The organism is Macrococcoides goetzii, from assembly GCF_002742385.2.
GTDB classification, from domain to species: domain Bacteria; phylum Bacillota; class Bacilli; order Staphylococcales; family Staphylococcaceae; genus Macrococcoides; species Macrococcoides goetzii.
Genome location: NZ_MJBI02000002.1, coordinates 418,163 through 441,563 on the forward strand (window position 1 = coordinate 418,163; position 23,401 = coordinate 441,563).

General features: G+C 36.0%; 28 protein-coding genes. 18 read left to right on the top strand and 10 right to left on the bottom strand.

Annotated elements, in window-relative coordinates; translation table 11 throughout:
- Positions 1-89 precede the first annotated feature (89 nt).
- From BFS35_RS07690 to BFS35_RS07720, 7 genes are all read left to right on the top strand, one after another.
- Positions 90-398 (top strand): ArsR/SmtB family transcription factor, encoded by a 309-nt coding sequence (locus BFS35_RS07690; protein WP_099578772.1) that lies wholly within the window; start codon positions 90-92, stop codon positions 396-398.
- 2 nt (positions 399-400) lie between these two features.
- Positions 401-748: an arsenite efflux transporter metallochaperone ArsD gene (arsD, locus tag BFS35_RS07695; protein ID WP_099578770.1), complete on the top strand. Its 348-nt coding sequence runs from the start codon at positions 401-403 to the stop codon at positions 746-748.
- A 12-nt stretch (positions 749-760) separates the two neighbouring features.
- Entirely contained in the window at positions 761-2,479 is a 1,719-nt protein-coding gene (arsA, locus tag BFS35_RS07700; protein ID WP_099578768.1) for an arsenical pump-driving ATPase, read from the top strand.
- Positions 2,479-3,771 carry an arsenic transporter gene (locus BFS35_RS07705; RefSeq protein WP_099579579.1) on the top strand — a complete coding sequence of 431 codons (1,293 nt, stop codon included), beginning with the start codon at positions 2,479-2,481 and terminating at the stop codon, positions 3,769-3,771. The genes arsA and BFS35_RS07705 overlap by 1 nt, the downstream gene beginning before the upstream one ends.
- A 31-nt stretch (positions 3,772-3,802) precedes the next feature.
- A complete protein-coding gene (arsC, locus tag BFS35_RS07710; protein ID WP_099578766.1) occupies positions 3,803-4,204 on the top strand; it encodes an arsenate reductase (thioredoxin) in 402 nt (133 codons plus the stop codon).
- A gap of 1 nt (position 4,205) precedes the next feature.
- Entirely contained in the window at positions 4,206-4,391 is a 186-nt protein-coding gene (locus tag BFS35_RS07715) for a helix-hairpin-helix domain-containing protein (protein ID WP_099578764.1), read from the top strand.
- A 197-nt stretch (positions 4,392-4,588) separates the two neighbouring features.
- Positions 4,589-6,031: a sucrose-specific PTS transporter subunit IIBC gene (locus BFS35_RS07720; protein WP_117945990.1), complete on the top strand. Its 1,443-nt coding sequence runs from the start codon at positions 4,589-4,591 to the stop codon at positions 6,029-6,031.
- Between the two features lie 78 nt (positions 6,032-6,109).
- Here BFS35_RS07720 and BFS35_RS07725 read toward each other — a convergent pair whose 3' ends face one another.
- The gene (locus tag BFS35_RS07725; protein ID WP_099578762.1) at positions 6,110-6,634 is read right to left on the bottom strand and encodes a transcription repressor NadR; all 525 of its coding nucleotides are present in this window, start codon (positions 6,632-6,634) and stop codon (positions 6,110-6,112) included.
- Between the two features lie 12 nt (positions 6,635-6,646).
- Positions 6,647-7,729 (bottom strand): cysteine desulfurase family protein, encoded by a 1,083-nt coding sequence (locus BFS35_RS07730; protein ID WP_099578760.1) that lies wholly within the window; start codon positions 7,727-7,729, stop codon positions 6,647-6,649.
- Between the two features lie 81 nt (positions 7,730-7,810).
- Here BFS35_RS07730 and BFS35_RS07735 point away from each other — a divergent pair, with 81 nt between their 5' ends.
- The 4 genes from BFS35_RS07735 to BFS35_RS07750 all read left to right on the top strand — a co-directional run bounded on the left by BFS35_RS07735 (position 7,811) and on the right by BFS35_RS07750 (position 11,610).
- Complete coding sequence (locus tag BFS35_RS07735; protein ID WP_099578758.1) at positions 7,811-9,250, top strand: L-aspartate oxidase; 1,440 nt, start codon at positions 7,811-7,813, stop codon at positions 9,248-9,250.
- The gene (gene nadC, locus BFS35_RS07740; protein WP_099578756.1) at positions 9,216-10,049 is read left to right on the top strand and encodes a carboxylating nicotinate-nucleotide diphosphorylase; all 834 of its coding nucleotides are present in this window, start codon (positions 9,216-9,218) and stop codon (positions 10,047-10,049) included. The genes BFS35_RS07735 and nadC overlap by 35 nt, the downstream gene beginning before the upstream one ends.
- Positions 10,042-11,133: a quinolinate synthase NadA gene (gene nadA, locus BFS35_RS07745; protein ID WP_407943224.1), complete on the top strand. Its 1,092-nt coding sequence runs from the start codon at positions 10,042-10,044 to the stop codon at positions 11,131-11,133. The genes nadC and nadA overlap by 8 nt, the downstream gene beginning before the upstream one ends.
- A gap of 66 nt (positions 11,134-11,199) precedes the next feature.
- Complete coding sequence (locus BFS35_RS07750; protein WP_099578752.1) at positions 11,200-11,610, top strand: hypothetical protein; 411 nt, start codon at positions 11,200-11,202, stop codon at positions 11,608-11,610.
- A gap of 32 nt (positions 11,611-11,642) precedes the next feature.
- On the opposite strand, the gene BFS35_RS07755 is transcribed toward BFS35_RS07750, so the two are convergent.
- On the bottom strand, positions 11,643-12,107 hold the full coding sequence (locus BFS35_RS07755; RefSeq protein ID WP_099578750.1) for a GNAT family N-acetyltransferase: 465 nt from the start codon (positions 12,105-12,107) through the stop codon (positions 11,643-11,645).
- A gap of 86 nt (positions 12,108-12,193) precedes the next feature.
- On the opposite strand from BFS35_RS07755, the gene BFS35_RS07760 reads away from it, so the two are divergent.
- Positions 12,194-12,913 carry an AAA family ATPase gene (locus tag BFS35_RS07760; protein ID WP_099578748.1) on the top strand — a complete coding sequence of 240 codons (720 nt, stop codon included), beginning with the start codon at positions 12,194-12,196 and terminating at the stop codon, positions 12,911-12,913.
- Positions 12,914-12,927: 14 nt separating this feature from the next.
- On the opposite strand, the gene BFS35_RS07765 is transcribed toward BFS35_RS07760, so the two are convergent.
- Both BFS35_RS07765 and BFS35_RS07770 read right to left on the bottom strand, forming a co-directional pair.
- The gene (locus BFS35_RS07765; RefSeq protein ID WP_240628418.1) at positions 12,928-13,737 is read right to left on the bottom strand and encodes an N-acyl homoserine lactonase family protein; all 810 of its coding nucleotides are present in this window, start codon (positions 13,735-13,737) and stop codon (positions 12,928-12,930) included.
- Positions 13,738-13,868: 131 nt separating this feature from the next.
- Positions 13,869-14,381 carry a DUF402 domain-containing protein gene (locus BFS35_RS07770; protein WP_158554281.1) on the bottom strand — a complete coding sequence of 171 codons (513 nt, stop codon included), beginning with the start codon at positions 14,379-14,381 and terminating at the stop codon, positions 13,869-13,871.
- A 218-nt stretch (positions 14,382-14,599) separates the two neighbouring features.
- Here BFS35_RS07770 and chrA point away from each other — a divergent pair, with 218 nt between their 5' ends.
- The 3 genes from chrA to BFS35_RS07785 all read left to right on the top strand — a co-directional run bounded on the left by chrA (position 14,600) and on the right by BFS35_RS07785 (position 17,150).
- Positions 14,600-15,754 carry a chromate efflux transporter gene (chrA, locus tag BFS35_RS07775; RefSeq protein WP_099578742.1) on the top strand — a complete coding sequence of 385 codons (1,155 nt, stop codon included), beginning with the start codon at positions 14,600-14,602 and terminating at the stop codon, positions 15,752-15,754.
- Positions 15,755-15,849: 95 nt separating this feature from the next.
- Positions 15,850-16,380, top strand: a complete 531-nt coding sequence (locus BFS35_RS07780) for a DNA-3-methyladenine glycosylase I (RefSeq protein WP_099578740.1) — start codon at positions 15,850-15,852, stop codon at positions 16,378-16,380.
- Positions 16,381-16,391: 11 nt separating this feature from the next.
- Positions 16,392-17,150: a class I SAM-dependent methyltransferase gene (locus BFS35_RS07785; RefSeq protein ID WP_099578738.1), complete on the top strand. Its 759-nt coding sequence runs from the start codon at positions 16,392-16,394 to the stop codon at positions 17,148-17,150.
- A gap of 94 nt (positions 17,151-17,244) precedes the next feature.
- Here BFS35_RS07785 and BFS35_RS07790 read toward each other — a convergent pair whose 3' ends face one another.
- Positions 17,245-18,378: an MFS transporter gene (locus BFS35_RS07790; protein WP_099578736.1), complete on the bottom strand. Its 1,134-nt coding sequence runs from the start codon at positions 18,376-18,378 to the stop codon at positions 17,245-17,247.
- A gap of 213 nt (positions 18,379-18,591) precedes the next feature.
- On the opposite strand from BFS35_RS07790, the gene BFS35_RS07795 reads away from it, so the two are divergent.
- The 3 genes from BFS35_RS07795 (at position 18,592) to BFS35_RS07805 (ending at position 21,309) form a co-directional block, all read left to right on the top strand.
- On the top strand, positions 18,592-19,221 hold the full coding sequence (locus BFS35_RS07795; RefSeq protein WP_099578734.1) for a tetratricopeptide repeat protein: 630 nt from the start codon (positions 18,592-18,594) through the stop codon (positions 19,219-19,221).
- 80 nt (positions 19,222-19,301) lie between these two features.
- A complete protein-coding gene (locus BFS35_RS07800) occupies positions 19,302-19,802 on the top strand; it encodes a GNAT family protein (protein WP_099578732.1) in 501 nt (166 codons plus the stop codon).
- Positions 19,803-19,962: 160 nt separating this feature from the next.
- Complete coding sequence (locus tag BFS35_RS07805; protein WP_099578730.1) at positions 19,963-21,309, top strand: YjiH family protein; 1,347 nt, start codon at positions 19,963-19,965, stop codon at positions 21,307-21,309.
- 46 nt (positions 21,310-21,355) lie between these two features.
- Here the strand turns inward: BFS35_RS07805 and BFS35_RS07810 are convergent, their stop codons facing one another.
- From BFS35_RS07810 to BFS35_RS07825, 4 genes are all read right to left on the bottom strand, one after another.
- Positions 21,356-21,655, bottom strand: a complete 300-nt coding sequence (locus tag BFS35_RS07810; protein WP_099578728.1) for a hypothetical protein — start codon at positions 21,653-21,655, stop codon at positions 21,356-21,358.
- On the bottom strand, positions 21,652-21,978 hold the full coding sequence (locus BFS35_RS07815; RefSeq protein ID WP_099578725.1) for a heme oxygenase: 327 nt from the start codon (positions 21,976-21,978) through the stop codon (positions 21,652-21,654). The genes BFS35_RS07810 and BFS35_RS07815 overlap by 4 nt, the downstream gene beginning before the upstream one ends.
- 12 nt (positions 21,979-21,990) lie before the next feature.
- Positions 21,991-22,707: an SDR family NAD(P)-dependent oxidoreductase gene (locus BFS35_RS07820; protein ID WP_099578723.1), complete on the bottom strand. Its 717-nt coding sequence runs from the start codon at positions 22,705-22,707 to the stop codon at positions 21,991-21,993.
- Between the two features lie 410 nt (positions 22,708-23,117).
- On the bottom strand, positions 23,118-23,381 hold the full coding sequence (locus BFS35_RS07825) for a SunI/YnzG family protein (RefSeq protein WP_096077344.1): 264 nt from the start codon (positions 23,379-23,381) through the stop codon (positions 23,118-23,120).
- Positions 23,382-23,401 lie beyond the last annotated feature (20 nt).

Below are 23,401 nucleotides of genomic sequence, written 5' to 3' on the forward strand. Positions count from 1 at the left end.
TTATTTTAAAATCAAATATAGACAACCATCTATATTCAATATATACTATAAAGAAACATAGACAACCATCTATATAAAGAGGTGAAACGATGGATTACGAATATTTAGCAAAGTTACTGAAAGTATTATCAGACAAGAATCGCCTTGAAATTGTTGATTTACTGAGTTGTGGTCCGTTATGTGCATGTGATATATTAGAGCATTTTGAATTCTCACAACCGACGTTATCACATCATATGAAACAGTTGAAACAAAGCGGTATCGTAACGAGCTGGAAAGAGGGTACGAACGTGATGTACGCCAACAACTTAGAGGTCATCGAGCAAATCGTCAAATTACAAAATCAAATCTTTGTACCACATCAAAATTGTGTGTGCAAAACAAATGAGGAGTGTTAGTTATGGTAGAAATTAAATTATTTGAACCAGCGATGTGTTGTTCTTCAGGTGTATGTGGCCCATCTCCGGATCAGGAACTGATTCGAGTGAATGGCGATATCGAAAAGATGAAACAAAACGGTATTAAAGTGCTACGTTATAACTTAACAAGTGCACCAAATGCGTTCGTACGTCACGAAGCAATCATGACATTAATCAAAGATAAAGGTGAAGCAATCATGCCGATTACGATGATCAATGATGAAGTTGTTAAAACTGGCAGCTATATGACGACAGATGAAGTACTGGATATTATCGTTGTTCATGATTTACAGAACAACTGTTGTTCCCCTGGAGATAATTGCTGTTAGGAGGGAAGTCGCATGCAAACATTTAATCCGGATGCTATTTCTTTAACAAAATATTTATTCTTTACAGGTAAGGGTGGCGTCGGTAAGACGTCGATTTCGAGTGCGCTTGCCGTCCATTTAAGTGAACAAGGCAGACGAGTGGCACTCGTAAGCACAGATCCTGCGAGTAATTTGCAGGACATATTTGAAATGGATTTGACGAGTGAATTAACGCAAGTACCTTCATTACAAAATCTATATGTGGCTAACTTTGAACCGGTTGAAGCGGCTGAAAAATACAAGCAATCTGTAATTGAACCGTATATCGGTGTCCTACCTGAATTTGCAATTAAAAATATGGAAGAACAACTGAGTGGTTCATGTACTGTAGAAGTTGCTGCATTCAATGAGTTTACAGGATTTCTGGCAAATAAAGAATATGCAGAAAAGTTTGATCATATTATCTTTGATACAGCTCCGACAGGTCATACATTAAGAATGCTTGAATTACCTGATGCATGGTACTCATTTATTGAATCATCTACACATGAAGCATCGTGCCTTGGACAACTTTCGGGTTTATCGGATAACAAACAAATTTACTTAGATGCAGTCAATAAACTGAAGGATGCCAGTCTTACAACTATGATGTTTGTTGCTCGTGGTGATCGTCATAGCATTCAAGAGTGTCGTCGTGCAATGGATGAGCTACGTGATTTAGAAATTACGAATGACATGGTAATTATTAATGGCATCATCGAAAATCCAACGAGTGAACTTGCAATGCAAAAAGCAAATAAAGAACAAGCAGTATTAAAACAATTTGAAACATTTTTATCACAAGTATCGCATTATTATGTGCCGATGAAGCAATATAACATTTTTGGAATTAACGCGATGAAGCACTTGTTTACTGAAGATGATGTATTAAATGAGAATGAAAGCATTACTTTAAAAGAGTGTCATACGATGGATATGTTAGTTGATGAACTGATCAAAGACGATAAGCGCTTTATCTTTACGATGGGGAAAGGTGGCGTCGGTAAAACGACGATTGCCAAAATAATCGCAAAACGATTAGCAGCTCATGGTAAATCAGTATTACTTGCAACAACTGATCCAGCAAACGTTTGGTATGATACTGAATCAAATGACCATGTTACAGTGAAATATATTGATGAAGTAGAAGCATTACATGATTATGAAGCAGAGGTATTAGCTGCTACAGAACATCTGTCTCAAGATCAAATTGATTATATTAAAGAAGACTTACGTAGTCCTTGTACACAAGAAATAGCGTTTTTTAGAGCTTTTAGTGATTTTATCGCAGACAAGTCACATGATATTGTTGTAATTGACACGGCACCAACTGGACACACACTGTTACTGCTAGATGCTTCACAAAGTTATCATAAAGAGGTAGAACGAAATACAAATGTACTACCGAGTTCTGTATCATCATTATTACCGAGTATAACGAATAATGATTTAACTGAAATGGTCATTGTGACGCTTGCTGAACCTACGCCTATTAAAGAAGCAGAGCGTTTGAAAGCAGATTTAGAACGCACGGGTATTAATCAACGTATGTGGGTCGTAAATAATACAATCGCTACACAAGCAGATACACACGACATGTTTAATAGTAAGATTCAGGAAGAACGTAAACAAATTAATAAACTAATAGCACATCAGCCGTTTGTAGCAATACAACCTTATGATGTCAATATAGAAGAGGTATCAGCATTATGATAACAGCCATTGCGATTGCAATATTCTTAATAACTTTAACACTTGTCATCTGGCAGCCGAAGAACCTATCCATTGGATATTCTGCTGTCGGTGGCGCCATACTCGCACTTATTTTTGGGGTTGTGGATTTCAACGATGTCATTGATGTAACGAACATCGTTTGGAATGCGACATTTACATTTATCGCAGTGATATTGATTTCACTGATTTTAGATGAAATAGGCTTCTTTGAATGGGCAGCATTGCATATGACACATCTTGCAAAAGGGAATACCTTTAAAATGTTTGTTTACGTATGTATTTTAGGTGCAATCGTTGCAGCATTTTTCGCAAATGATGGTGCAGCTTTAATCCTTACACCAATCGTATTAGCGATGGTGCGTAACTTAAACTTTAACGAGAAAATGGTCTTTCCTTTTATTATTGCTTCAGGATTTATCGCCGATACAACAAGTTTACCGTTAGTTGTAAGTAACTTAGTAAACATTGTATCTGCTGATTATTTTGATTTATCATTTATGGAATATGCGAAACATATGTTTCTGCCGAACATATTTAGTTTAATTGCAAGTATCACAGTACTCTGGTTATACTTTAAGCGTAATGTACCAGCAACATATGATAAAAATACATTACGTGAACCGAAGTCAGCAATTAAAGATATGAAATTATTTAAGATGTCGTGGATTGTATTAGCGATTCTATTAATAGGATATTTAGTGAGTGACTTTATTAACTTCCCGGTAAGTATTATTGCAGCAATCATTGCGTTCATATTTATTATGTTCGCAAGACAAAGTCCTGCTGTAAACACAGCCAAAGTAATTAAAGGTGCACCGTGGGCAATCGTCTTCTTCTCAATCGGCATGTATGTTGTCGTATATGGACTGAAGAACGTAGGACTGACAAGTTTACTCGCAGGCGTAATCGATAATATTACACAAACAAATTTATTTGGATCTATTATGGGTATGGGCTTTTTATCAGCAATACTCTCATCTATTATGAACAATATGCCAACCGTATTGATTGATTCAATCGCAATTAAACAAAGCCAGGCATCAGGGATGCTTCAAGATGCATTAGTGTATGCTAACGTTATCGGATGTGATTTAGGACCGAAGATTACACCAATCGGAAGCCTTGCAACGTTGCTTTGGTTACACGTATTAAGTGGTAAAGGTGTTAAGATTTCTTGGGGAACGTACTTTAAAACAGGGATTGTTATTACAATTCCCGTATTGTTTGCGACACTTGTAGGATTATATATATCGATGAGATTATTTGGATAATTGAATAAAAAAATATTTGATTAAAAGGAGAATGACTATGACTAAAACAATCTATTTCTTGTGTACAGGGAATTCATGCCGTTCACAGATCGCAGAAGGTTTCGGAAAAGAATATTTACCAGAATGGAATGTATATTCTGCGGGAATTGAATCACACGGAGTAAATCCGAAAGCGATTGAAGCGATGAAAGAAGTGGGTATTGATATTTCAAATCACACTTCTGATGTAATTGATAAAGACATCTTAAATAATGCAGACTTAGTTGTAACGCTATGTGATCATGCAAAAGATGTATGTCCGGTTACGCCGAAACATGTACGTACTGAACATTGGGGATTTGAAGATCCTGCAGGACAAGACTGGTCAGTATTTCAACGCGTACGTGATGAAATTGGAACGCGTATCAAACACTTTGCTGAAACTGGTGAATAAAATGGAACTACCAAAGATCAGCAAACCAGCATTGCGCGCACTTAATAGTATCAATGTGAAGACATTAGAAGACGTTACGAAATATAGTGAAGCAGAGTTATTAGCTTTACATGGATTTGGCCCAAAAGGCATTCGTATATTAAGAGAAGTTATGGATGAGCAGGGATTGAAATTTAAGAATGAATAAATATATAGGATATGCACCGTTCAAATTTGAATGGTGCATTTAAATCTGTTTAAAAAAGGTTGAACAATATAAAAAATTTTAAATGTAAGCGTTGACAGAAAGTGATTTTGGGAGTAAGATTAGTTTAAATTAAGCACATAGTTCACGGACATATTTTTTTATACCAAAATGGAACCGGTTCCAAAGGAGGAAATGGAATGGATTACAATCAAGTTTCAAAAGATATTCTAGCTGCTATCGGTGGCAAAGAAAATATCGATGCAATGGCACACTGTTCAACGCGTTTACGTTTAGCTTTAAAAGATGAGAGTATCGTAGACCAAAAAGCATTAGATAATATGGATGCGGTAAAAGGGACTTTCTCCACAGGTGGTCAGTATCAAATTATTATCGGTGCAGGTACAGTAAATACTGTATTTAACGAAATGAGCAAGATCACAGGTATGGATGCTGCTACGAAATCTGAAGTAGCGTCTAAATCTACGAAGAAGATGAACCCATTACAACAATTTGTTAAGATGCTTTCAGATATTTTTGTGCCAATAATTCCAGCAATCGTCGCTGGTGGTTTATTGATGGGGATTAACAACTTATTTACAGCACCAGGATTATTCTATGATGGTAAAACGACAGTTATTGAAGCTAACCCAGGTTTAGCTGGTCTAGCAGACTTCATTAATTTACTTGCTAATGCGCCATTCGTCTTCTTACCAATTTTAATCGGATTTAGTGCTGCGAAACGTTTCGGTGGTAACCCGTATCTAGGTGCAGCACTTGGTATGATCTTAGTGCATCCGGCATTATTAAATGGTTATGATTTTCCAAAATATATTGCAGCAGGTAAAGAAATTCCAGCTTGGGATTTACTTGGACTGAAAGTTCAAAGTGTAGGGTATCAAGGTCAAGTGTTACCGATTTTAGTGGCGAGCTGGATTTTAGCGACAATCGAGAAGAACTTACGTAAAGTCACACCGTCTTGGTTAGATAACTTAACAACACCATTAATCTCTTTATTTGTAACTGGATTCTTAACATTCCTATTCGTTGGACCGTTAACACGAACAGCAGGTACTTATTTAACAGATGGTTTAACGTGGTTATATGAAACAGGTGGATTTGTTGGAGCGATGATCTTCGGATTCTTCTATGCACCAATTGTTATTACAGGTATGCACCACTCATTTATCGCGGTTGAAACGCAGTTAATTGCAGATGTTGCGAAAACAGGTGGATCATTTATCTTCCCAATCGCTGCAATGAGTAACGTTTCTCAAGGTGCAGCAACGTTAGCAGTATTATTCATCACAAAAAATGAAAAGTTAAAAGGTATCGCATCAGCTGCTGGTATCTCTGCTTTATTAGGCATTACAGAACCTGCGATGTTCGGTGTTAACTTAAAGTTACGCTATCCATTCATTGGCGCGATCATTGGTTCAGCAGTTGGTTCAGCTTACATCGGTTTAATGCAGGTTAAAGCGACAGCTTTAGGTGCTGCAGGTTTACCGGGTGTTATTTCAATTGCTCCAGGAAGCTATATGAATTATGTTATCGCAATGGCGATTGCAATCGTTACTGCATTTGTGGCAACGTTTATCTTATCAAAACGCCCAAAAAATAAAGCGATCGAAGAAGAAGCATAATCGATCAAATTATATGATCAATTGAATATTAAATATTAATAAGGCCAGGACACGTTGTCCTGGCCTTATTTGTGATGTTTACTCATAATCATAAATAAATCCATGTGCTAATAAATCACGTTCTGCATTATCGAGTATCTTTTCGGATTTAGCTGAGATTACATGTTCATGTATACCGTATGTGAGTTCTGCAAGCATTCTGCCGTTATCTTCGGTCATATCATTTGAGAATTCATAACAATCTTCTACAGAATTGAGCATAAGGTTCGCTGTAATTTTACCGTACACTGGATGATTGACGGATACATTGTCAATCATTGCGCCATTTTCAACGATAATCGTTAATTCTTCTAACATTCTGCTATTGTCATGTTTTACGGTAATCGTACGTTTATATTTCTCACCTGTTTGAGGTGTTGCTTCAAAGATATATCCTTTCTTTGTCGCTTTAATGCCGATTTCTTCTTCACGCAATTTTGCAATATCTGAAACGATGATTTGCCTTGAAACATTAAATTGTTTCGCTAAAGCAGCGCCTGGTATAGCAGCTGTACTTTCTTTAATCAGTTGTGCAATTTGTCGTCTTCTTTCCTCTGTTTGCATAGACTTTCACCTTTAAGTTATTTGATTGATGACTTCTAAAAAAGTATTGATTTCTTCTTCTGTTGTTAATGTACTAAGTGATACTCGAATATATTGATGTACCGAGTAACCTTGCTTTGTAATCAATGTTTCTAAGCCTCTTGAATGCATTGTACCATGTCCACATGCAGTTCCGGTAGAGATTAAGATATTGTGTTGTGACAGTTGCTGCATGATATATTGTCCGTCTGTTTTATTGATAAGGATCGGAATAATATTTTTAAGCTGTGGTTCGAATTTCATCGGTACGTATAATGCTGGATCGAGCGTAGTAATAATTTTGTGATTGAATTGTTGTATCGTGTCTGATTGTTTATAGTCTATCAATGCTTGTGTCATCGCAACAAGTGACGGTACATCCACCGTGCCGTTTCTCATATGATGTTCGTGATGATAGAACGGATTGGTTATGCGCAATGCTTCTTCTCTAATTAGAAGAGCACCAATCCCTTTTGGACCGAAAAATTTATGTCCGCTAATTGAAAGTGACGTTACATATTGCGTTGGAATTACTAACTTACCAGCTGATTGCACTGCATCAACATGGAATGGAATATTAAATTGATTTGTTAACTCTCCTAATTGTTCAATCGGAAATATATAGCCGGTTTCAGAACTAACATGTACGCAGATTATACATGCTATTGCTTCATGATGTTGCTGTATAAATTGTTCTGTCAGAGTTAAATCAATCATGCCGGTCTCATCTTCCGGAAAATAACGAATGTCGTAACGATTATGTTGATGTATCGCTGCATAGACAGATGGATGTTCAAATTTAGACGTAAGTACGATTGTTTTATTTGATTCATGATAGAGATAATTGTTTAAAGCCATTTCGTTTGCATGAGAGCCACTTGTCGATGTCACAAGTGTAAAGTTATCTGTAAAGTATTCGTTCAGTGCATTCTCGCAGTTGTGTACAATATTTTTAACCATATCGCCACCACTATGTAAACTCTCAGAATTATAATAAAATTTTTGATTTGTATTAAAGTAACGTTGCATTGCACTAGGAGACATAGGTGTTGTTGCAGCATAATCTAAATTTATCATCGAATTACCTCTTGTAATTTTATTGTTTGTATGACAATATAATTGTAAAACTAATGTAAATATATTGTAAAGGTGTTTTTTATGTATGATGTAATTATTGTCGGTGGTGGTATTAGCGGACTCAGCCTGTTAAGTTATCTCCCGAAACACTTTAAAGTTGCTGTCGTGATGGATAGCGACGTTTCCTCAAGTGTGATGGCTCAAGGTGGTATCGCTTCATCTCTATTTGAAGAATCAATTGAAAGTCATGTGCAGGACACATATATCGCTGGCTGCAAGTATGGTGATAGTGATGTTATTCGTAAGATGATTGAAACGGGAAATCAATCTGTTCGGGATTTAATAAATAGAGGTATTATGTTCGATCAGAAAGCAGGACGGATTGATTTAGGTATGGAGGGTGCGCATGTTGTACCTCGCATCTTTCATATGAATCACGATCAGACAGGACAATCCGTTTGTGCTTTTATGCGTTCGCAACTTCAACCACAAGTTGAAATGATTTATGGTCGTTTAACGGCACTACATAAAGATGTATATGGAAAAGTGTGTGGTATTTCAGTAGATGACAAAATATTGCCGGGGCAATTTGTTGTACTTGCCACCGGTGGATACAGTGGTATGTTTCAACCTGCCTCGAACCCGAGTTCGTCTGGCGTTTATGCTCAAATGCTCGCACTACTTTCAGGGTGTACGTTACGTGACCTTGAAATGATACAGTTTCATCCGACGATGCTTACAATTGATAATAAAGCAATCTGTCTCGTCTCTGAAGCAGTAAGAGGTGCTGGTGGCGTATTGGTGAATGAACATGGTGAAGCAATTATGGCAAAGTATTTGCAGCGTGATCTGTCACCACGGCATATTACGAGTTATGAAATATTCAGTCGCATAAAAAATGGAGAACGTATTTATTTGGACATTTCAAACATACACAATTTTGCACAGCAGTTTCCATTCATTCACGCACAGTGTGAGCAATTTGGTTTATCGGAACGCATTCCTGTTGCACCGGGTGCACATTACACGATGGGTGGTATAGAAGCAGATGTAAATGGTGCGACAGCAGTAGAAAACTTATTTGTAATTGGTGAAGCAGCATGTACTGGCTTTCATGGCGCAAATCGACTCGCAAGTAACTCACTGCTGGAAGGACTTGCGATGGGGAAATTGCTGGGAGACACATTGATAAATAAAACGTTAACCCCACCAGGCAGAATTTTTTCTACTGTAAATATTCAATATAATAGTGATTTTGATCATGAATCATTTATGAAGTATGTAGGTATCGTAAGGGATACTGACAGCTTAAACAAATACTTAAGCACGCTTAATTCAAATGATACTTTAACAGCTTTTGCACGCCTTATTGCGGAATGCGCGATAAATCGGACTTCGACACTTGGTGCACATGTGATAAAGGATAAAGATATATCAGACAGCGATAAAACAAATATCGTAAAACATTTAAATGGAGGAACAACTGTTGAATTTAATTCGCTTAGAACAAAAGTTACGTGATTTTATGGATGAAGATTTATCATATGGAGATTTATCATCAGCTATCTTTGATAACAATACTACAGGTACGATGCAACTGATTGCTAAAGAAGATGGTTATTTTTGTGGTGAAGATGTTATCTTACGAGGGTTTAATATTTTAGATAAGTGTGATGTCGTTTGTTTCAAACATGATGGGGATACGTTACATAAGGGTGAGGTTATTGCTAAAATCTCTGGAAAAGTAAAGTATCTATTACAGGCAGAGCGCACTGTATTAAATATGATTCAACGCATGAGCGGGATTACGACAGAAACGAAAAGGTATATGGAGAAAATAGCACATACGTCAGCTAAAGTGACAGATACACGTAAAACAACGCCGGGACTTGGCATGTTTGAAAAATATGCAGTACGTATTGCAGGTGCCAGTAATCACCGTAGAAATCTTAATGACGGAATCATGTTAAAGGATAATCACATTGCATTTATGGGTTCAATTGACGCTGCGATGCAAAGTGCAAAAGCATTGCGCGGTCATATGGATAAGATAGAAGTTGAGATTGAAGATGAAGAAATGCTTAAAGCAGCAATTAAAGCTCAGGCCGATATCATTATGTTTGATAATTGTACGCCGGAATTTATTAAAGCGCATATTCATCTTGTACCAGCTCATATCATTACAGAAGCATCTGGTGGAATTAACATCGACACGATCAAAGCGTATGCTGAAGCAGGTGTAGATTATATTTCAGTCGGCAAGCTATTTCATGGTGCGAATGCATTAGACATTTCTGGAAAGGTGGATATCAATGATTGATTTATTAAAGTCAGGACAAATGCCTGAACAATATTTACAAATGCCGAAAGAGGCGCTTGAAGCAAGGGTGAAAGAAGTAAAAAGTTTGCTTGGTGATGATTTATTCATTCCTTGTCATCATTATCAAAAAGATGAAGTGGTACAATTTGCTGATGCGATAGGTGATTCGTTAGAACTTGCAAATATTTGTAAGACGAATACAGCGAAGTACATCGCATTTTGTGGTGTACACTTTATGGCAGAAACTGCTGATATGCTGACAAACAATGATCAGATTGTCTTGTTACCAGACTTAAGAGCAGGTTGTTCGATGGCAGATATGGCGAATATCCATCAGGTGGAACGTTGTGACGCATATTTAAAAGCTGAATTTAATATCGACTGTCTGCCGTTGACTTATGTCAATTCTACCGCAGCAATTAAAGCGTTTGTCGGTAGGAAAGATGGAGCATGTTTAACAAGTGGTAACGCACATAAAGTAGTAAGCTGGGCACTTGCGCAGGATGAAATCATACTCTTCTTACCAGACCAGCATTTAGGACGCAATACAGCATATGATTTAGGTGTTCCGTTAGAACAGATGGCAATCTATGATCCGATCCAAAATAAACTTGAATATGATGGTGATATGTGTGATTTACGTATCATTTTATGGAAAGGGCATTGCTCAGTGCATGAGAAATTTACGGTGCAAAATATAGCCCAAGTAAGAAAGCAGCATCCAGATATGCGCATTATTGTTCATCCTGAATGTACTTTTGAAGTCGTTCAGCAAAGTGATGATGCAGGATCTACACGAAAAATCCTGGAAGAAATTACGAATGCAGCACCTGGCACTAAGTGGGCAATCGGTACAGAAATGAACTTAGTTAATCGCATTATAAAGCAAAATCCAGATAAAGAAATCATCTCACTTAATCCATTTATGTGTGCATGTCTGACGATGAATCGTATCGATTTACCACATCTTGTATGGTGTCTCGATAAGATAATGGAACATAACTTTGAAAACCAGATTACAGTAGATCAGGAAACGACGACCTATGCACTAAAAGCATTAGATAAAATGTTATCTCTGCAGTAATCGTTATAAATGTAATAAATCTATAAATACATTATAATAAACATAATGTTGAATGGAGGAATTACAATGAATAAATGGGTAAAAAGAGGATTAGTAGTCGGCGCGTTAACAGTTGGTGCCGTACAAGGCGTTAAATATTTAGAGAAAAACGAGATGGTTAAAAAACGTCTGAATGATTTAAAGAACGTTAAAGAATATAACGACTTACGTAAAGCGATTATGGAAGTTGTTCATGCGTTTAACAACAACAACGCACCACGTCTAGAACAACAATTCCAGAACAATGATTTTGTTACTGATCAGACTGAACCGACAAATAATGTGCAGGAAGAAACAATTGGTGAAGCGGTAAAACGCGTGTTAGATACACCAGTTGTAACGAATTTAATCAGCGATAAAGCAGATATCGATATGATGAAAGATTTAATCGATGAAACAGCTGAAGTTGAAAAGCTAATCAGAAGCTGGTTTAACTAAAAAGGTTGAGACAAAATTTTGTCTCAATCTTTTTATATTTCCAGTCTATAAATATATTGTTCACCTAAAGCGCCCTCAATGCGACGACCTGTATCTTCGAAGTCAACACGTTCATATAGTTTTTGTGCTGGGATATTGGCATGGTTTACACCAAGAACAATAGATTTGACATGTGTAAAATGTTTCCTAATGTAAAACGGTAATTGCAGCATTGCATGTTTACCATGCCCTTTTCCGCTATATGAATGATCCATAATCAGACTAGTAAGCAGTAAAGATTGTTTTTCATCTGTATACTGAAATCTTCTATCAGTACGATGCAATAAGAAGAAACCAATCGGCTGATTTCGATTAATAATTACGACACCATGTACATTATCGTTTATTTCTTCGATACTATATTCTGGTAATTGTGTATACTTTAAAGCTTCAGCTGGTTGATAGAATTGCTTTAATCTCTCTTTGTACTGCTCATCATATGGAACCAATTGAACCATCTTCGCACCTCGAATAACAATAAATTTTTATTATTACTTTTTTTACTATATTATTAATATAACAGAATTTTTTATGAGGTGAAAAGATGTTTATCAAAAGTATTGCATCAAATTTTAAGCCACATGAAGCAACACCTTATTATATGAAAATCCCTGCGATAAAAAAATTAGAACGTATTGATTTAACCAATCCAGTAACCATCATCGTCGGAGAAAATGGTACAGGGAAATCAACTTTAATAGAAGCGATTGCAGTTAATTATGGGTTAAATCCGGAAGGTGGAGGTAAGAACTTTAACTTTGCAACGAAACATTCACATGCAGGATTATATGAAGAAATAAGACTTGGAAAGATGGGTGTACCGAGCGATACATTCTTTCTACGTGCTGAAGGATTTTATAATGTGGCAACTGAAATTGAGCGACTTAATGCGATTGACGGTAGACTGCTCAACAGTTATGGTGGTAAAAGTTTGCATGATCAATCCCACGGTGAATCATTTCTAGCGTTACTTAAATATCGATTTCGAGCGAAAGGTTTATATATTTTAGACGAGCCGGAAAGTGCTTTATCACCGATGCGTCAAATGTCGATGATTGTTAGGATCAATGACTTAGTAAAGCGTGGTGCACAGTTTATTATCGCAACGCATTCTCCAATTATTATGGCGTATCCAGGTGCTGATATTATACAGTTAAATGATGATGGATATGAACGAATTGATTACAGAGAAACAGAACATTATATCGTTACAAAGGCATTTATCGATAAACCAGAAAAGATGATTGAGACTTTATTAGAATAGTCTCAATCATCTTTTTATAATGTGATGATTTCTTCTTTTAAATTGAGGTCATGACTTGTTAATATTTTCTTACATAGAGGATCTTTACTTACGTTATTAATCCAGAGTAACGCCTTCTTTAAATCATAGTGATTCATCACATGAGCTGGAATAATAATATCTTCATAAGATGCATTGACCAGTGCAGCATCACTCGTGATTAAAATATATTCTCCGGCATTATTCATTACTTTCACCATAAATAAACCAACGCTGTGACCTGGAGCATGGATGAGCTGTACTGTCTTATCTCCGAAGAGATCATATGATTGGCCACTAGGTCCAATGCCCGTTTGGTCAAACTCAAAGCATGTTAAATCTATATCATCCCATAACTTTTGAAGATAACGTATTACGCGTTTATTGGATTCTAATATTTCTTCACGACTTGCAAATATATATTTGGCATCTTTAACCTGACGTACGCCGCTTACGTGATCGCTATGTAGATGTGTGAGTAACACATAATCTAAGTCGTCTGGTAATATTCCTCTTTTACTGAGCTGCTCGTCTATCGATTGTCCTTCAGGTAATGTAGCGCTATGAATGAGTCGCTGTAACCCCAACTCTTTATGTTCTTCTTTGCGCACGCGTTTATGCCAGCCTGTATCAACAAGTATTAATCCTTTCGGGTGTTCAATCAGAAAACATGCGATAGGATATGTTTTACGGTTTTTCTTACATGAAATAAAACCAAGATTTGTAAGTGGATTTAGGGATTTAGTTTGTGTCGTAACAGTACGGTCGACAGTAATAAACCCTGTCTGAATAACATGTATATTCATTTTTGACACGTAAATCCCTCCATTCCAGATAATATTACAACTAGCGTATCATATTATTTATAAAATAGTATTCCTTTATTGTTACAATTTGTTAAAGATGTATTAAAAAAAAGATACTCTAAAAGAGCATCTTATTTTATCGGACCATCGACATCTTTAAAAGTATCAATACCGAAAGGAAATACATTATTTTTTATATTGGTTTTAAGTTCCTGCAGTGAAACGAGTGCAAAATTGGTTAACTGCAAGGGATAGTTATATCGTTTCGTACTATCTAAAAACATATCGTTATTTCTTAAAAACCATTGTCCTGTATTCGATTTGACATAATCCATATCCAGATCGATATATGTAATGTTACCTTCATCATCCATTTGGCAAGGTGTAGAAATATTACAAAAAATCTTAACAGGTTTATAATGTTCATCGATTGAAATTGAAACTGTATATCCGTGATATTTAGAGAGAAAATGAAGCGTATCGTAATCGAGTAAATATTCTTCGTCTTTTATAAAATGTTTAAGTAAAGAATTTTTTTCGCATACTACGAAAAAGTAATGTGGTGTTTCAGAAAGCAATTTCCCTTCTACTTCTACGTGAGGTCTATCTGGATATTTATGTGATTTTATCTTTACAGTATTCACTATCTGGACCTCCTAATTTGATGTGTAGGTTTATTATAATATGAAATCGTTTTCTATGCATTGATTTCAACAGTTCTCTTTAATAATGTCATAAATTCGAGAAATTTTAAACCGTAACTCTATATATTCTTTTAAATCTTACATAATCTTTAAAGTGTTGTAACATAACTGTACTGAATATTCGTTATGATAAATATAACAAATCAACGAGGTGGGTTATGGTACGTTTAGTAGAAATATTTTTAGTAGCATTAAAACTTGGCGTGACGAGTTTTGGAGGACCAGTTGCGCATCTTGGTTATTTCCGGGCTGAATATGTCGAGAAAAGAAAGTGGTTAAGTGATAAAGTATATCAGGATCTTGTCAGTCTATGTCAGTTCCTGCCTGGGCCAGCATCGAGTCAGGTCGGTATCGGTATTGGTTTAATGCGAGGGGGAATACTTGGCGCAATATTAGCCTTTTTAGGATTTACATTGCCATCTGTAATTGTTCTTATTGCTGCGGTTTATTTTATGAAATCACTCGATATGGATCTGGATTTTATAAAAGGGTTACTCATCGTTGCAATTGCAATCGTATTGCATGCATTAGTTGGTATGGGTAAGACCACTTTAAATAATTTAACAGCAATCATGATCTTTTTACTCAGTTTAGTCACTGCACTTCTATTTCCAACGGCATATACACAAATCTTAATCATTATCGCTTCCGGATTAATCGGTATGGTCTTGTATAAAGTTGAAACGAAAAAAGAGTCGCCCATCTCGATTCAAGTATCGAAATCAACAAGTATAGCTGCTTTAATAGTGCTTGTTAGTTTAATGATTGGACTACCGATTATTGCCCAGGTGATTAATAGTGACTGGCTACATATGTTTGACAGATTATTTCGCGGAGGCTTACTGGTGTTTGGTGGGGGTCATGTCGTACTTCCACTATTACAAAGTGCTTTCGTACCGGACATGACGGATATCGATACATTCCTTGCTGGATATGGCTTGACACAGGCGATGCCAGGACCACTGTTTACCTTTGGTTCATTTATTGGCGCAAGTTTATTTGGTCTTATGGGTGGACTCGTTGCTATGATAGCAATCTTCTTACCCGCTTTTTTATTAGTGATCGGTACTTTGCCATTCTGGGCTGTTATTCGTGAACATCGATTGATGAAACAAGCATTAAAAGGAATTAATGCTGGTGTTATCGGTATTTTAGGAGCTGCATGGATAAATCCTATTATCATGCATACTGTAACGCATTGGATAGATGTTGTATTTAGTCTAATACTTTTTGTTTTATTATATTTTGTAAAATTGCCGCCGTGGGTTATCGTAGTGCTCGGTATTATTATTGGAGTTGTATTTTATAGATAAGTGCACAATTTATATTGTGTGCTTTTTTTGTGGTAGTAGAGTGATTGCTTAAATGATACAATGGGTAAGTAATTTACAAAGAAAAAGGTGACAACATGAGATTTACCTGGGCAGATAGTCATCCATTGATGGCCGAATATTATGATAATGAATGGGGTATTGCATCACATGATGATACGTATCTCTTTGAAATGCTTGTGCTTGAAGGGATGCAGGCAGGTCTTTCATGGCTGACAATATTGAAACGCAGGGAAGGCATGCGTGCTGCACTCGATCAATTTGATTATCATAAAATCGCGAATTATAATGCAGATGATTTTAATCGGCTGATGAAGTCAGATGCGATGATTAAAAATAAATTAAAGATTAGCAGTATCATTAATAATGCGCAGAAGTTTATCGAGGTTCAGCAGGAGTTTGGTAGTTTTGATCGATACATATGGTCATTTACAGACTTTAAACCCATGATTACATATTTTGAAAATGAAAGTTTAGTGCCTGCAGATAACGTTTTATCTCAACAAATTAGTAAAGATTTGAAGAAACGTGGATTTAAATTTGTCGGGCCGGTAATAATTTATGGATTTTTAGGTGCAATAGGTATCATTCAAGATCGATTACGTTAAAGAGGTGTTATATGGATAGTAAAGAACTTTTTAGTGAAAAAGTAGAACAATATCGGAATTCCAGACCTAAATATGCGTGTGCCTTAATGGATGATATGAAAGAAACTTTTTCAATTGAGGAAACGACAACGATTGCTGATATCGGTGCGGGGACTGGTATATTCACTGAATTATTACTGGATCTAGGCGCAAAAGTTATTGCGATTGAACCAAATAGCGCGATGGCGGCACAACTTCGCCTGGCATTAAAGTGTAAAGAACTTGAAATACATGAACGACCAGCAGAAAGTACAGAAATTCAATCTGGAACAGTTGATATGATTACTGCAGCACAAAGCTTTCACTGGTTTGAACACGCTGCGTTTAAAGCAGAATGCAGAAGAATATTAAAAGGGAATGGCCCGGTTTGTCTCGTCTGGAATACGCGTATAGAAGAAGCACCGATTAATGTAAAGACCGCAGAAATTTATTCAGCGTTCTGTCCAAACTTTAAAGGATTTATCGGTTATGGTGGCGGGGTACAGTATTCTGAAGAAAGTATCTCAGATTTCTTTGAAGGTCAATATGAAAAGCAGTCATATCAGTTTCCATTGACATATGACAAGCAAGGATTTATCGATCGAGCGTTATCCGCATCGTATGCTTTAGTGGAAGGCGATAGACAATATAATACGTTTTTAGAAAAGCTAGCGCACCTGTTTGATGCGTTCGCTGAAGATGGCAAGATTACAGTACCAAATGAATCAGTGCTCTATTACGGAACAATATAAATTTACCTCTAATATTTATAATAAAAAATAAACACACTTTATCAGTTCAATAGATAAAGTGTGTTCGCTTTTTGTTATTTTGTTCTGACGAAAATTAATCTCTCTTTATGGACACAGCTAATCCTAAGCAGATGATCGCAAATAGAATTGATAAATAAGGCGCAACAGATAGAGAGAATGTTTCTACAATAATGCCACCGATTAACGCACCAAATCCGATACCCGCGTTTAGTGCTGACATGTTCCATGCCATGATAGCGCTTGAATCACCTTCAACTTGTTTGATGATACCGATTTGAATGGCTGGGTTTGTTCCCCATTCAAAGATATTCCACGCAAGCATCACGAATAGCAAGGCAAAGTAATATGGTAAAGCGATATTAAAGAAAAATAATGATAGCGTAAATACAGATAATGCAATGATTAACCATTGTTTACTGCCAATCTTATCTGCCATCATCCCACCTAAACTCGTTCCGGCAATACTCCCTAAACCACAAACGAATAATAGAATAGAGACGTGTTGTAGCGTATACCCATGACTGATCATTAACGGACTAATATAAGTAAACACGATATAGTTTGAAGCTAAAATAAAGAATGTGATACCGATATATTTTGCAGCTTCTTTCGGATACAGTAATTTTGAATGTTTGTTTTGATCTTCTGTCTGTAGATTAATTTTATTTGGTAACTGAAACATTAAAAGAATAGATGCAATAATACTCACGATTACAATCATCCAGAATGTCGCACGCCAACCGAACATTTCACCGATTTTAGTGCCAAGAGGTACACCAAATACATTAGCCCCACTAAATCCGATGTATACAAGACCTAACATTTTCCCGCGTACTTCAGGTCTGCTTAATACTACGGTTAAAGCTAATAATTTCACGACAATGATACTCGATGCAGCAGAAGCGATAATACGACCAATAACGATGACGGTAAATGTGTCCCCAACTGCGTTAATCGTGTTACCGATAACAAAGATTATCATACTGATGAGCAATACCCATTTCGGGTTATATTTTTCGGTAAGCTTCACGAGAATTGGACCACAAATAGCAACCGTAAAAGCATAGATAGTGACTAATTGTCCGGTCAGTGATTGATTAATATTTAAATCGTCACTGATTAGTGTTAAGATACCTGCAACTACCAGTTCTACCATTCCAACAACAAAGATACTAAGTATAAAAGTAAATAATTTAAGACGTGTCATAATAGATCCTTTCAATATAGCTTGCATTAGAAATTATATCAGTAAAAATAAAAAAGTACATCTTTATGTTATCAGATGAATAATTATGATAAACACTATACAATAAAAGAGAGGTGAGCATCATGGGAGCGATACTATCATTTATTGGCGATATATTTGCAGCAATTGCGACAAGTCTTTTACAACAAACAAAACAAGGTGAGGAGCATGACAATGAATTATAATGAACAAATCGATTTAGTATTTGAACAGTTTGAGAATGGTGATATTGAAGAAGCGACAAAGTTATTACAGGAAATAGGAAATCATATCAATCCAGGTGATGAAGATTACGCGGACTATCAATTAAATGCGGCATATATTTATGCAGCAGATAATCATTTTGATAAAGCACGCGAATCATTAAATAACTTATTAAATTCTGAAGATGCAGAAGAACAACAAATGGCATATCATCAATTAGGATTAGTAGAAAGAATGGATGCAGAGTTCGATCAGTCGATTGCATACTTTAAGAAAGAAGCTGAATTGATTGATGCTAACTTTAGTGATGATACGATTAAACAATCTGTAAATTTATACGAGTTAGGATATGTACAATTATTAAATAATCAATATGATGAGGGAAAAGCGTCACTTGAAGCATCTTTAAAATTAGCTGAACAGTCAGAAGATGATTTAAGTATTGCGATTTCTAACCGTGCATTAGGTGAATTATATGCTGCACAGGAAGAGATGGATAAAGCTAAATCTTACTTCACTGAAGCGAAACGCTATTTCCGTAAAGATGGCGATGATATGGGCGTTGCTGAAATTGAAGCTTTAGAAGCGGCAATTTTCTAAAAATTCATTGTCAAAAGCATTATAAAAGGTCATAATGATAATGAAAGGGTTTTCATAATGGTTGACGAGGAGTGATTGGCATGATTCAGGAACTAACAAAAGAACAACTTCAAGACGCTGTGGATCGAATTGCTGAGATTTATTTAACAAATTTCGAAGATGCGAGAAGCCATAAAGAAATGGTTGCAAATATTTTAAAATACAGTGAAACACCAGGATTTAAAGCATTGATTAGTCATCAGTTTGGTAATATCAATGGTTATTTATATGGCTATACGAGTGAAAGTAAACAATTTTATCGTGAATTAATCGATCGATATTTAACAGCTGATGAGAAAGAAAAATTAAATGGTGCATTTGAGATTCTTTCAATCGCCGTCGATAAGAGTAGTAAGCATAGTGGTATAGGAACGAAGTTACTTGCAGCACTTCCTGCAGGTAAATATTATTTAACAAGTGATGTACATGATATCGTTGCGAACACATTCTACTATAAGAATGATTGGCAACTGCTAAAAGGTAATATGCATCTACATCCAAGTATCCCTGATAAAAATTTATATTACAAAGAAGTAAAATAAAACTGGATACCCAATCGACATTATCGATTGGGTATTTTTACGGCAAATATTATTAGAATATTCGAAAAAATGAATGTATTGAAATAGCATTTACACGTTAAAAATAGTGTGTTAATGTATAAATATTAATTTTTGTGTATAAAAAGTATGGAGGAAAGTAATGGAACAATATGATAAGAAGATCTGGAAGATAGGTCAACTGAAATTTATTATTTTAAGTATTATCGGGATATTTTTATTTTTAACACCGCTTGAAGTAGATGGAGAAACAAGTCTACCGGTAGCTGTACTTGCGCAATGGTTTTTGAAATTTTTAGGGAAATCAACACCGACGATTATTTATATCGTTATTATGTTATCTGTTTTATGTACGTTTTACTGTAGTTTCATCAGAAAGCCGAAATCGTCTTATTTCAATACTTTATTTAATGTGAACTGGATCTGGTTTACGGTGCGTCTATTGGGCGCGATATTTGCAACAATTGTTTATTTCAAAATGAATATACCGTATGTTGATACAGAAAATACTGGTCAATTAATCTATGGTGGATTATTACCGACATTAATCGCAGTCTTTTTATTTGCTGGTCTATTCTTACCGTTTCTGATGGATTACGGATTATTAGAATTTTTAGGACCGATGTTCTCAAAAGTAATGCGTCCGTTATTTACATTACCAGGACGTTCTGCAGTAGATAACTTAGCGTCATTTATTGGAGATGGAACAGTAGGTGTAATGATTACGTCGAAACAGTATGAAGAAAACTTTTTTACACGACGTGAAGCCACTGTTATTGCAACATCATTCTCGGTCGTATCCATTACATTCGCAATTGTCGTATGTAAGCAAGTTGATTTAATGAACCATTTCTTCGCCTTTTATGGGACGGTTATCGTATCGTGTTTAATCGCAGCGATGATTATGCCACGTATCTGGCCATTATCTAAAGTACCTGATCATTATGCGAATGGAAGTACAGAAATTATTGATGAAACAACGCCAGATGGTCATACGATTGTGAGTTATGGATATCACAATGCGACAGTTAAAGCAATTAAAGCACCAGGATGGAAGCTGTTCTGGTTATCAGGGGTGAAGACTGTTGGGGATATGTGGTTTGCCGTATTACCTGTCGTAATGGCAATTGGTACGCTCGCAACAATCGTTGCAGAACATACAAAGTTCTTTGATTATCTTGGATTACCATTTGTACCAATTCTACAATTGCTGCAAATTCCTGAAGCATATGCAGCATCTAAAACAATATTAATCGGATTTGCAGATATGTTCTTACCATCTATTTTAATATCAGATGTGAAGTCGGATATAACACGCTTTATCATTGGTGCACTCAGTATTTCTCAATTAATCTACTTATCTGAAGTAGGTGGGGTTATTCTTGGGTCTAAAATTCCGGTCAGCTTACCGAAGCTATTTGTTATCTTCCTGATGAGAACGATAATATGTCTGCCAATTATAACGCTTATGGCACATTTAATCTTCTAAGGCATAAAATCAAGCCCGAACTGTTTAAGTAGTTCGGGCTTCTTTTTCATAAACATTCATATATTTCTACCGACTCAAGTGTATGTTTAATATCATCTGCAAACCAAATGGCATTCCAATCATCCTTACTACGTTCAAATGCTGTACGAGCTTCGTAATCAGCGACTGAATTGTAGAAAATATCTAGTACGATTGTCGTAGTTGTGTCTTTTGTTTGTCTATACATTTTAATATCGGTACTCGACGGTGTTGAATTAAATTTAGGATCCGCAGATGCCTGAAACTTATGCATCAGTTCAGGTAGATATTCATTTTTAGTTGTGTAAGTGAATACAACTTTAATCATTTACTAACCTCTGTTTCAAGTTTTGCAATTACTATCTCTGAACCTAGCATTGGTGATTCCTGTTTCTCAGATTCTGACTTATTACCACGTTGTGCGTGTGCTTTTTTAAATGCATCACTTGTTTTCCATGCTTCGAAATCTTCTAAAGTTTCCCACCATGTGTTTACATGTAGTTCGTCATATTCTTCTAAATTCTGAATTGACCAAGTTTCGATTTTAGTAAATCCTTTTAGCTTTGTAATGTCGCCACCTTTAGTAAACATTGGTGCCATTTTTTCTGCAAAGCCTTTTTTCATCTTAATTCTGTTTGTTACGATATACATTATTTTACCTCCTTATTTTTTAACTGGGTTTGTGGCCCAGATTTGATTTTGTTTAACAAATGTACGTCGATTTAATTTTAATTGGCTCACAATAACCTCAGCAATATCTTCAGGGTGCGTCATTGATTCAGGTTCAAGTGACGGTTCACCGATTAAGTCGGTTAGCACTGCTGAAGGATGAATTAGAAATGTGCGAATATTATGCGGACGCATTTCTCGCATAAAGCTATCAGACATACCAGAAAGTGCAAATTTAGTAGCTGAATAAGCACTTGAATTAGCATTTGCATTCACTGCGGACATAGAGCTCATATTAACGATATCGCCTTGACCTTGTTTAATCATGACTGGTGCTACTTCCTGCATAAAGCGGAATGGACCATATACATTTGTCTGAATAAGTTCATCTAATAACGCTTCTGATGTTTCTAAGAAAGGTGCATTTTTCATTACGCCTGCGTTATTTACTAATATGTCAATATGGTCAAATGTTTCAAGCACATGTGCGACACATGATTTTATATCTTCTGCATTTTTATTATCACAAACAATCGCAGTCGTATCGATCTCGTATTGATCGAGTGTTGTAATAGCTGATTCTAACTTATCGAAATTACGTCCGGTGATTGCAATATTTACGCCTTCCTGAGCTAAAGCTTTCGCAATTTCAAGACCGATACCACTAGAACCACCTGTAATTAAAGCCACTTTTCCTTTTAATTGTTCCATTGTATTGCCTCCTTTATCTTCACGTTTATAGTAACAAAATTAGGCGAAGGGAGGATAGTAATATGAATGAAGATGCTTATTATAGAAGGTATGTGGTGGAAATGGTACTGGTGTATATCATCTTTTCCGGATACGCGTACTATCCGGCAAAGACGGGCGAAAAATATGTGAGTTAGATGTCATCTTTTCCGGATACGCGTACTATCCGGAAAAGACGGGTGAAAAATATGTGAGAGATGAGTCATCATTTCCGGATACTCATATTATCCGGAAAAGACGGGTGAAAAATATGTGAGAGATGAGTCATCATTTCCGGATACTCATATTATCCGGCAAAGACGGGCGAAAAATATAATACAAAGAAACATAAAAAGAGGCCGTATATAAACCCGGCCTCCATCGTATTACAATTACTTATTTAATTCATTGATGATTTTTTTGTCGTTGTGTGTGTAGATGATGTATTTTTTATCTTTAGTGTCTAAAAGGATACGATTTGTTTTACCAAAAGTTGAACCGATACGTACTACTTTCTCATCGTTATTCTCATCTGCACCAGCATAGATGTTTGTATCTTCTTTCACGCTTAAGATGTCTTCGTTCGGAATTGTGATGTCAGCAACACGCCATTTGATATTTACTTCTTTATCGTTCTTAGTAATTCTCATTGCCATTTTTAATACACATCCTTATT

What these genes read in the sequence shown, in the direction of transcription:
- arsD (WP_099578770.1), top strand. Translation starts at nt 401, where the DNA reads ATGGTAGAAATTAAATTATTTGAACCAGCGATGTGTTGTTCTTCAGGT.
- BFS35_RS07725 (WP_099578762.1), bottom strand. Translation starts at nt 6,634, where the DNA reads ATGCAAACAGAGGAAAGAAGACGACAAATTGCACAACTGATTAAAGAA.
- BFS35_RS07795 (WP_099578734.1), top strand. Translation starts at nt 18,592, where the DNA reads ATGAATTATAATGAACAAATCGATTTAGTATTTGAACAGTTTGAGAAT.
- BFS35_RS07730 (WP_099578760.1), bottom strand. Translation starts at nt 7,729, where the DNA reads ATGATAAATTTAGATTATGCTGCAACAACACCTATGTCTCCTAGTGCA.
- chrA (WP_099578742.1), top strand. Translation starts at nt 14,600, where the DNA reads ATGGTACGTTTAGTAGAAATATTTTTAGTAGCATTAAAACTTGGCGTG.
- BFS35_RS07820 (WP_099578723.1), bottom strand. Translation starts at nt 22,707, where the DNA reads ATGGAACAATTAAAAGGAAAAGTGGCTTTAATTACAGGTGGTTCTAGT.
- BFS35_RS07805 (WP_099578730.1), top strand. Translation starts at nt 19,963, where the DNA reads ATGGAACAATATGATAAGAAGATCTGGAAGATAGGTCAACTGAAATTT.
- BFS35_RS07760 (WP_099578748.1), top strand. Translation starts at nt 12,194, where the DNA reads ATGTTTATCAAAAGTATTGCATCAAATTTTAAGCCACATGAAGCAACA.
- BFS35_RS07765 (WP_240628418.1), bottom strand. Translation starts at nt 13,737, where the DNA reads ATGAATATACATGTTATTCAGACAGGGTTTATTACTGTCGACCGTACT.
- BFS35_RS07690 (WP_099578772.1), top strand. Translation starts at nt 90, where the DNA reads ATGGATTACGAATATTTAGCAAAGTTACTGAAAGTATTATCAGACAAG.
- BFS35_RS07790 (WP_099578736.1), bottom strand. Translation starts at nt 18,378, where the DNA reads ATGACACGTCTTAAATTATTTACTTTTATACTTAGTATCTTTGTTGTT.
- BFS35_RS07750 (WP_099578752.1), top strand. Translation starts at nt 11,200, where the DNA reads ATGAATAAATGGGTAAAAAGAGGATTAGTAGTCGGCGCGTTAACAGTT.
- BFS35_RS07825 (WP_096077344.1), bottom strand. Translation starts at nt 23,381, where the DNA reads ATGGCAATGAGAATTACTAAGAACGATAAAGAAGTAAATATCAAATGG.
- BFS35_RS07715 (WP_099578764.1), top strand. Translation starts at nt 4,206, where the DNA reads ATGGAACTACCAAAGATCAGCAAACCAGCATTGCGCGCACTTAATAGT.
- BFS35_RS07800 (WP_099578732.1), top strand. Translation starts at nt 19,302, where the DNA reads ATGATTCAGGAACTAACAAAAGAACAACTTCAAGACGCTGTGGATCGA.
- arsC (WP_099578766.1), top strand. Translation starts at nt 3,803, where the DNA reads ATGACTATGACTAAAACAATCTATTTCTTGTGTACAGGGAATTCATGC.
- BFS35_RS07720 (WP_117945990.1), top strand. Translation starts at nt 4,589, where the DNA reads ATGGATTACAATCAAGTTTCAAAAGATATTCTAGCTGCTATCGGTGGC.
- BFS35_RS07780 (WP_099578740.1), top strand. Translation starts at nt 15,850, where the DNA reads ATGAGATTTACCTGGGCAGATAGTCATCCATTGATGGCCGAATATTAT.
- arsA (WP_099578768.1), top strand. Translation starts at nt 761, where the DNA reads ATGCAAACATTTAATCCGGATGCTATTTCTTTAACAAAATATTTATTC.
- BFS35_RS07815 (WP_099578725.1), bottom strand. Translation starts at nt 21,978, where the DNA reads ATGTATATCGTAACAAACAGAATTAAGATGAAAAAAGGCTTTGCAGAA.
- BFS35_RS07785 (WP_099578738.1), top strand. Translation starts at nt 16,392, where the DNA reads ATGGATAGTAAAGAACTTTTTAGTGAAAAAGTAGAACAATATCGGAAT.
- BFS35_RS07735 (WP_099578758.1), top strand. Translation starts at nt 7,811, where the DNA reads ATGTATGATGTAATTATTGTCGGTGGTGGTATTAGCGGACTCAGCCTG.
- BFS35_RS07810 (WP_099578728.1), bottom strand. Translation starts at nt 21,655, where the DNA reads ATGATTAAAGTTGTATTCACTTACACAACTAAAAATGAATATCTACCT.
- BFS35_RS07755 (WP_099578750.1), bottom strand. Translation starts at nt 12,107, where the DNA reads ATGGTTCAATTGGTTCCATATGATGAGCAGTACAAAGAGAGATTAAAG.
- nadA (WP_407943224.1), top strand. Translation starts at nt 10,042, where the DNA reads ATGATTGATTTATTAAAGTCAGGACAAATGCCTGAACAATATTTACAA.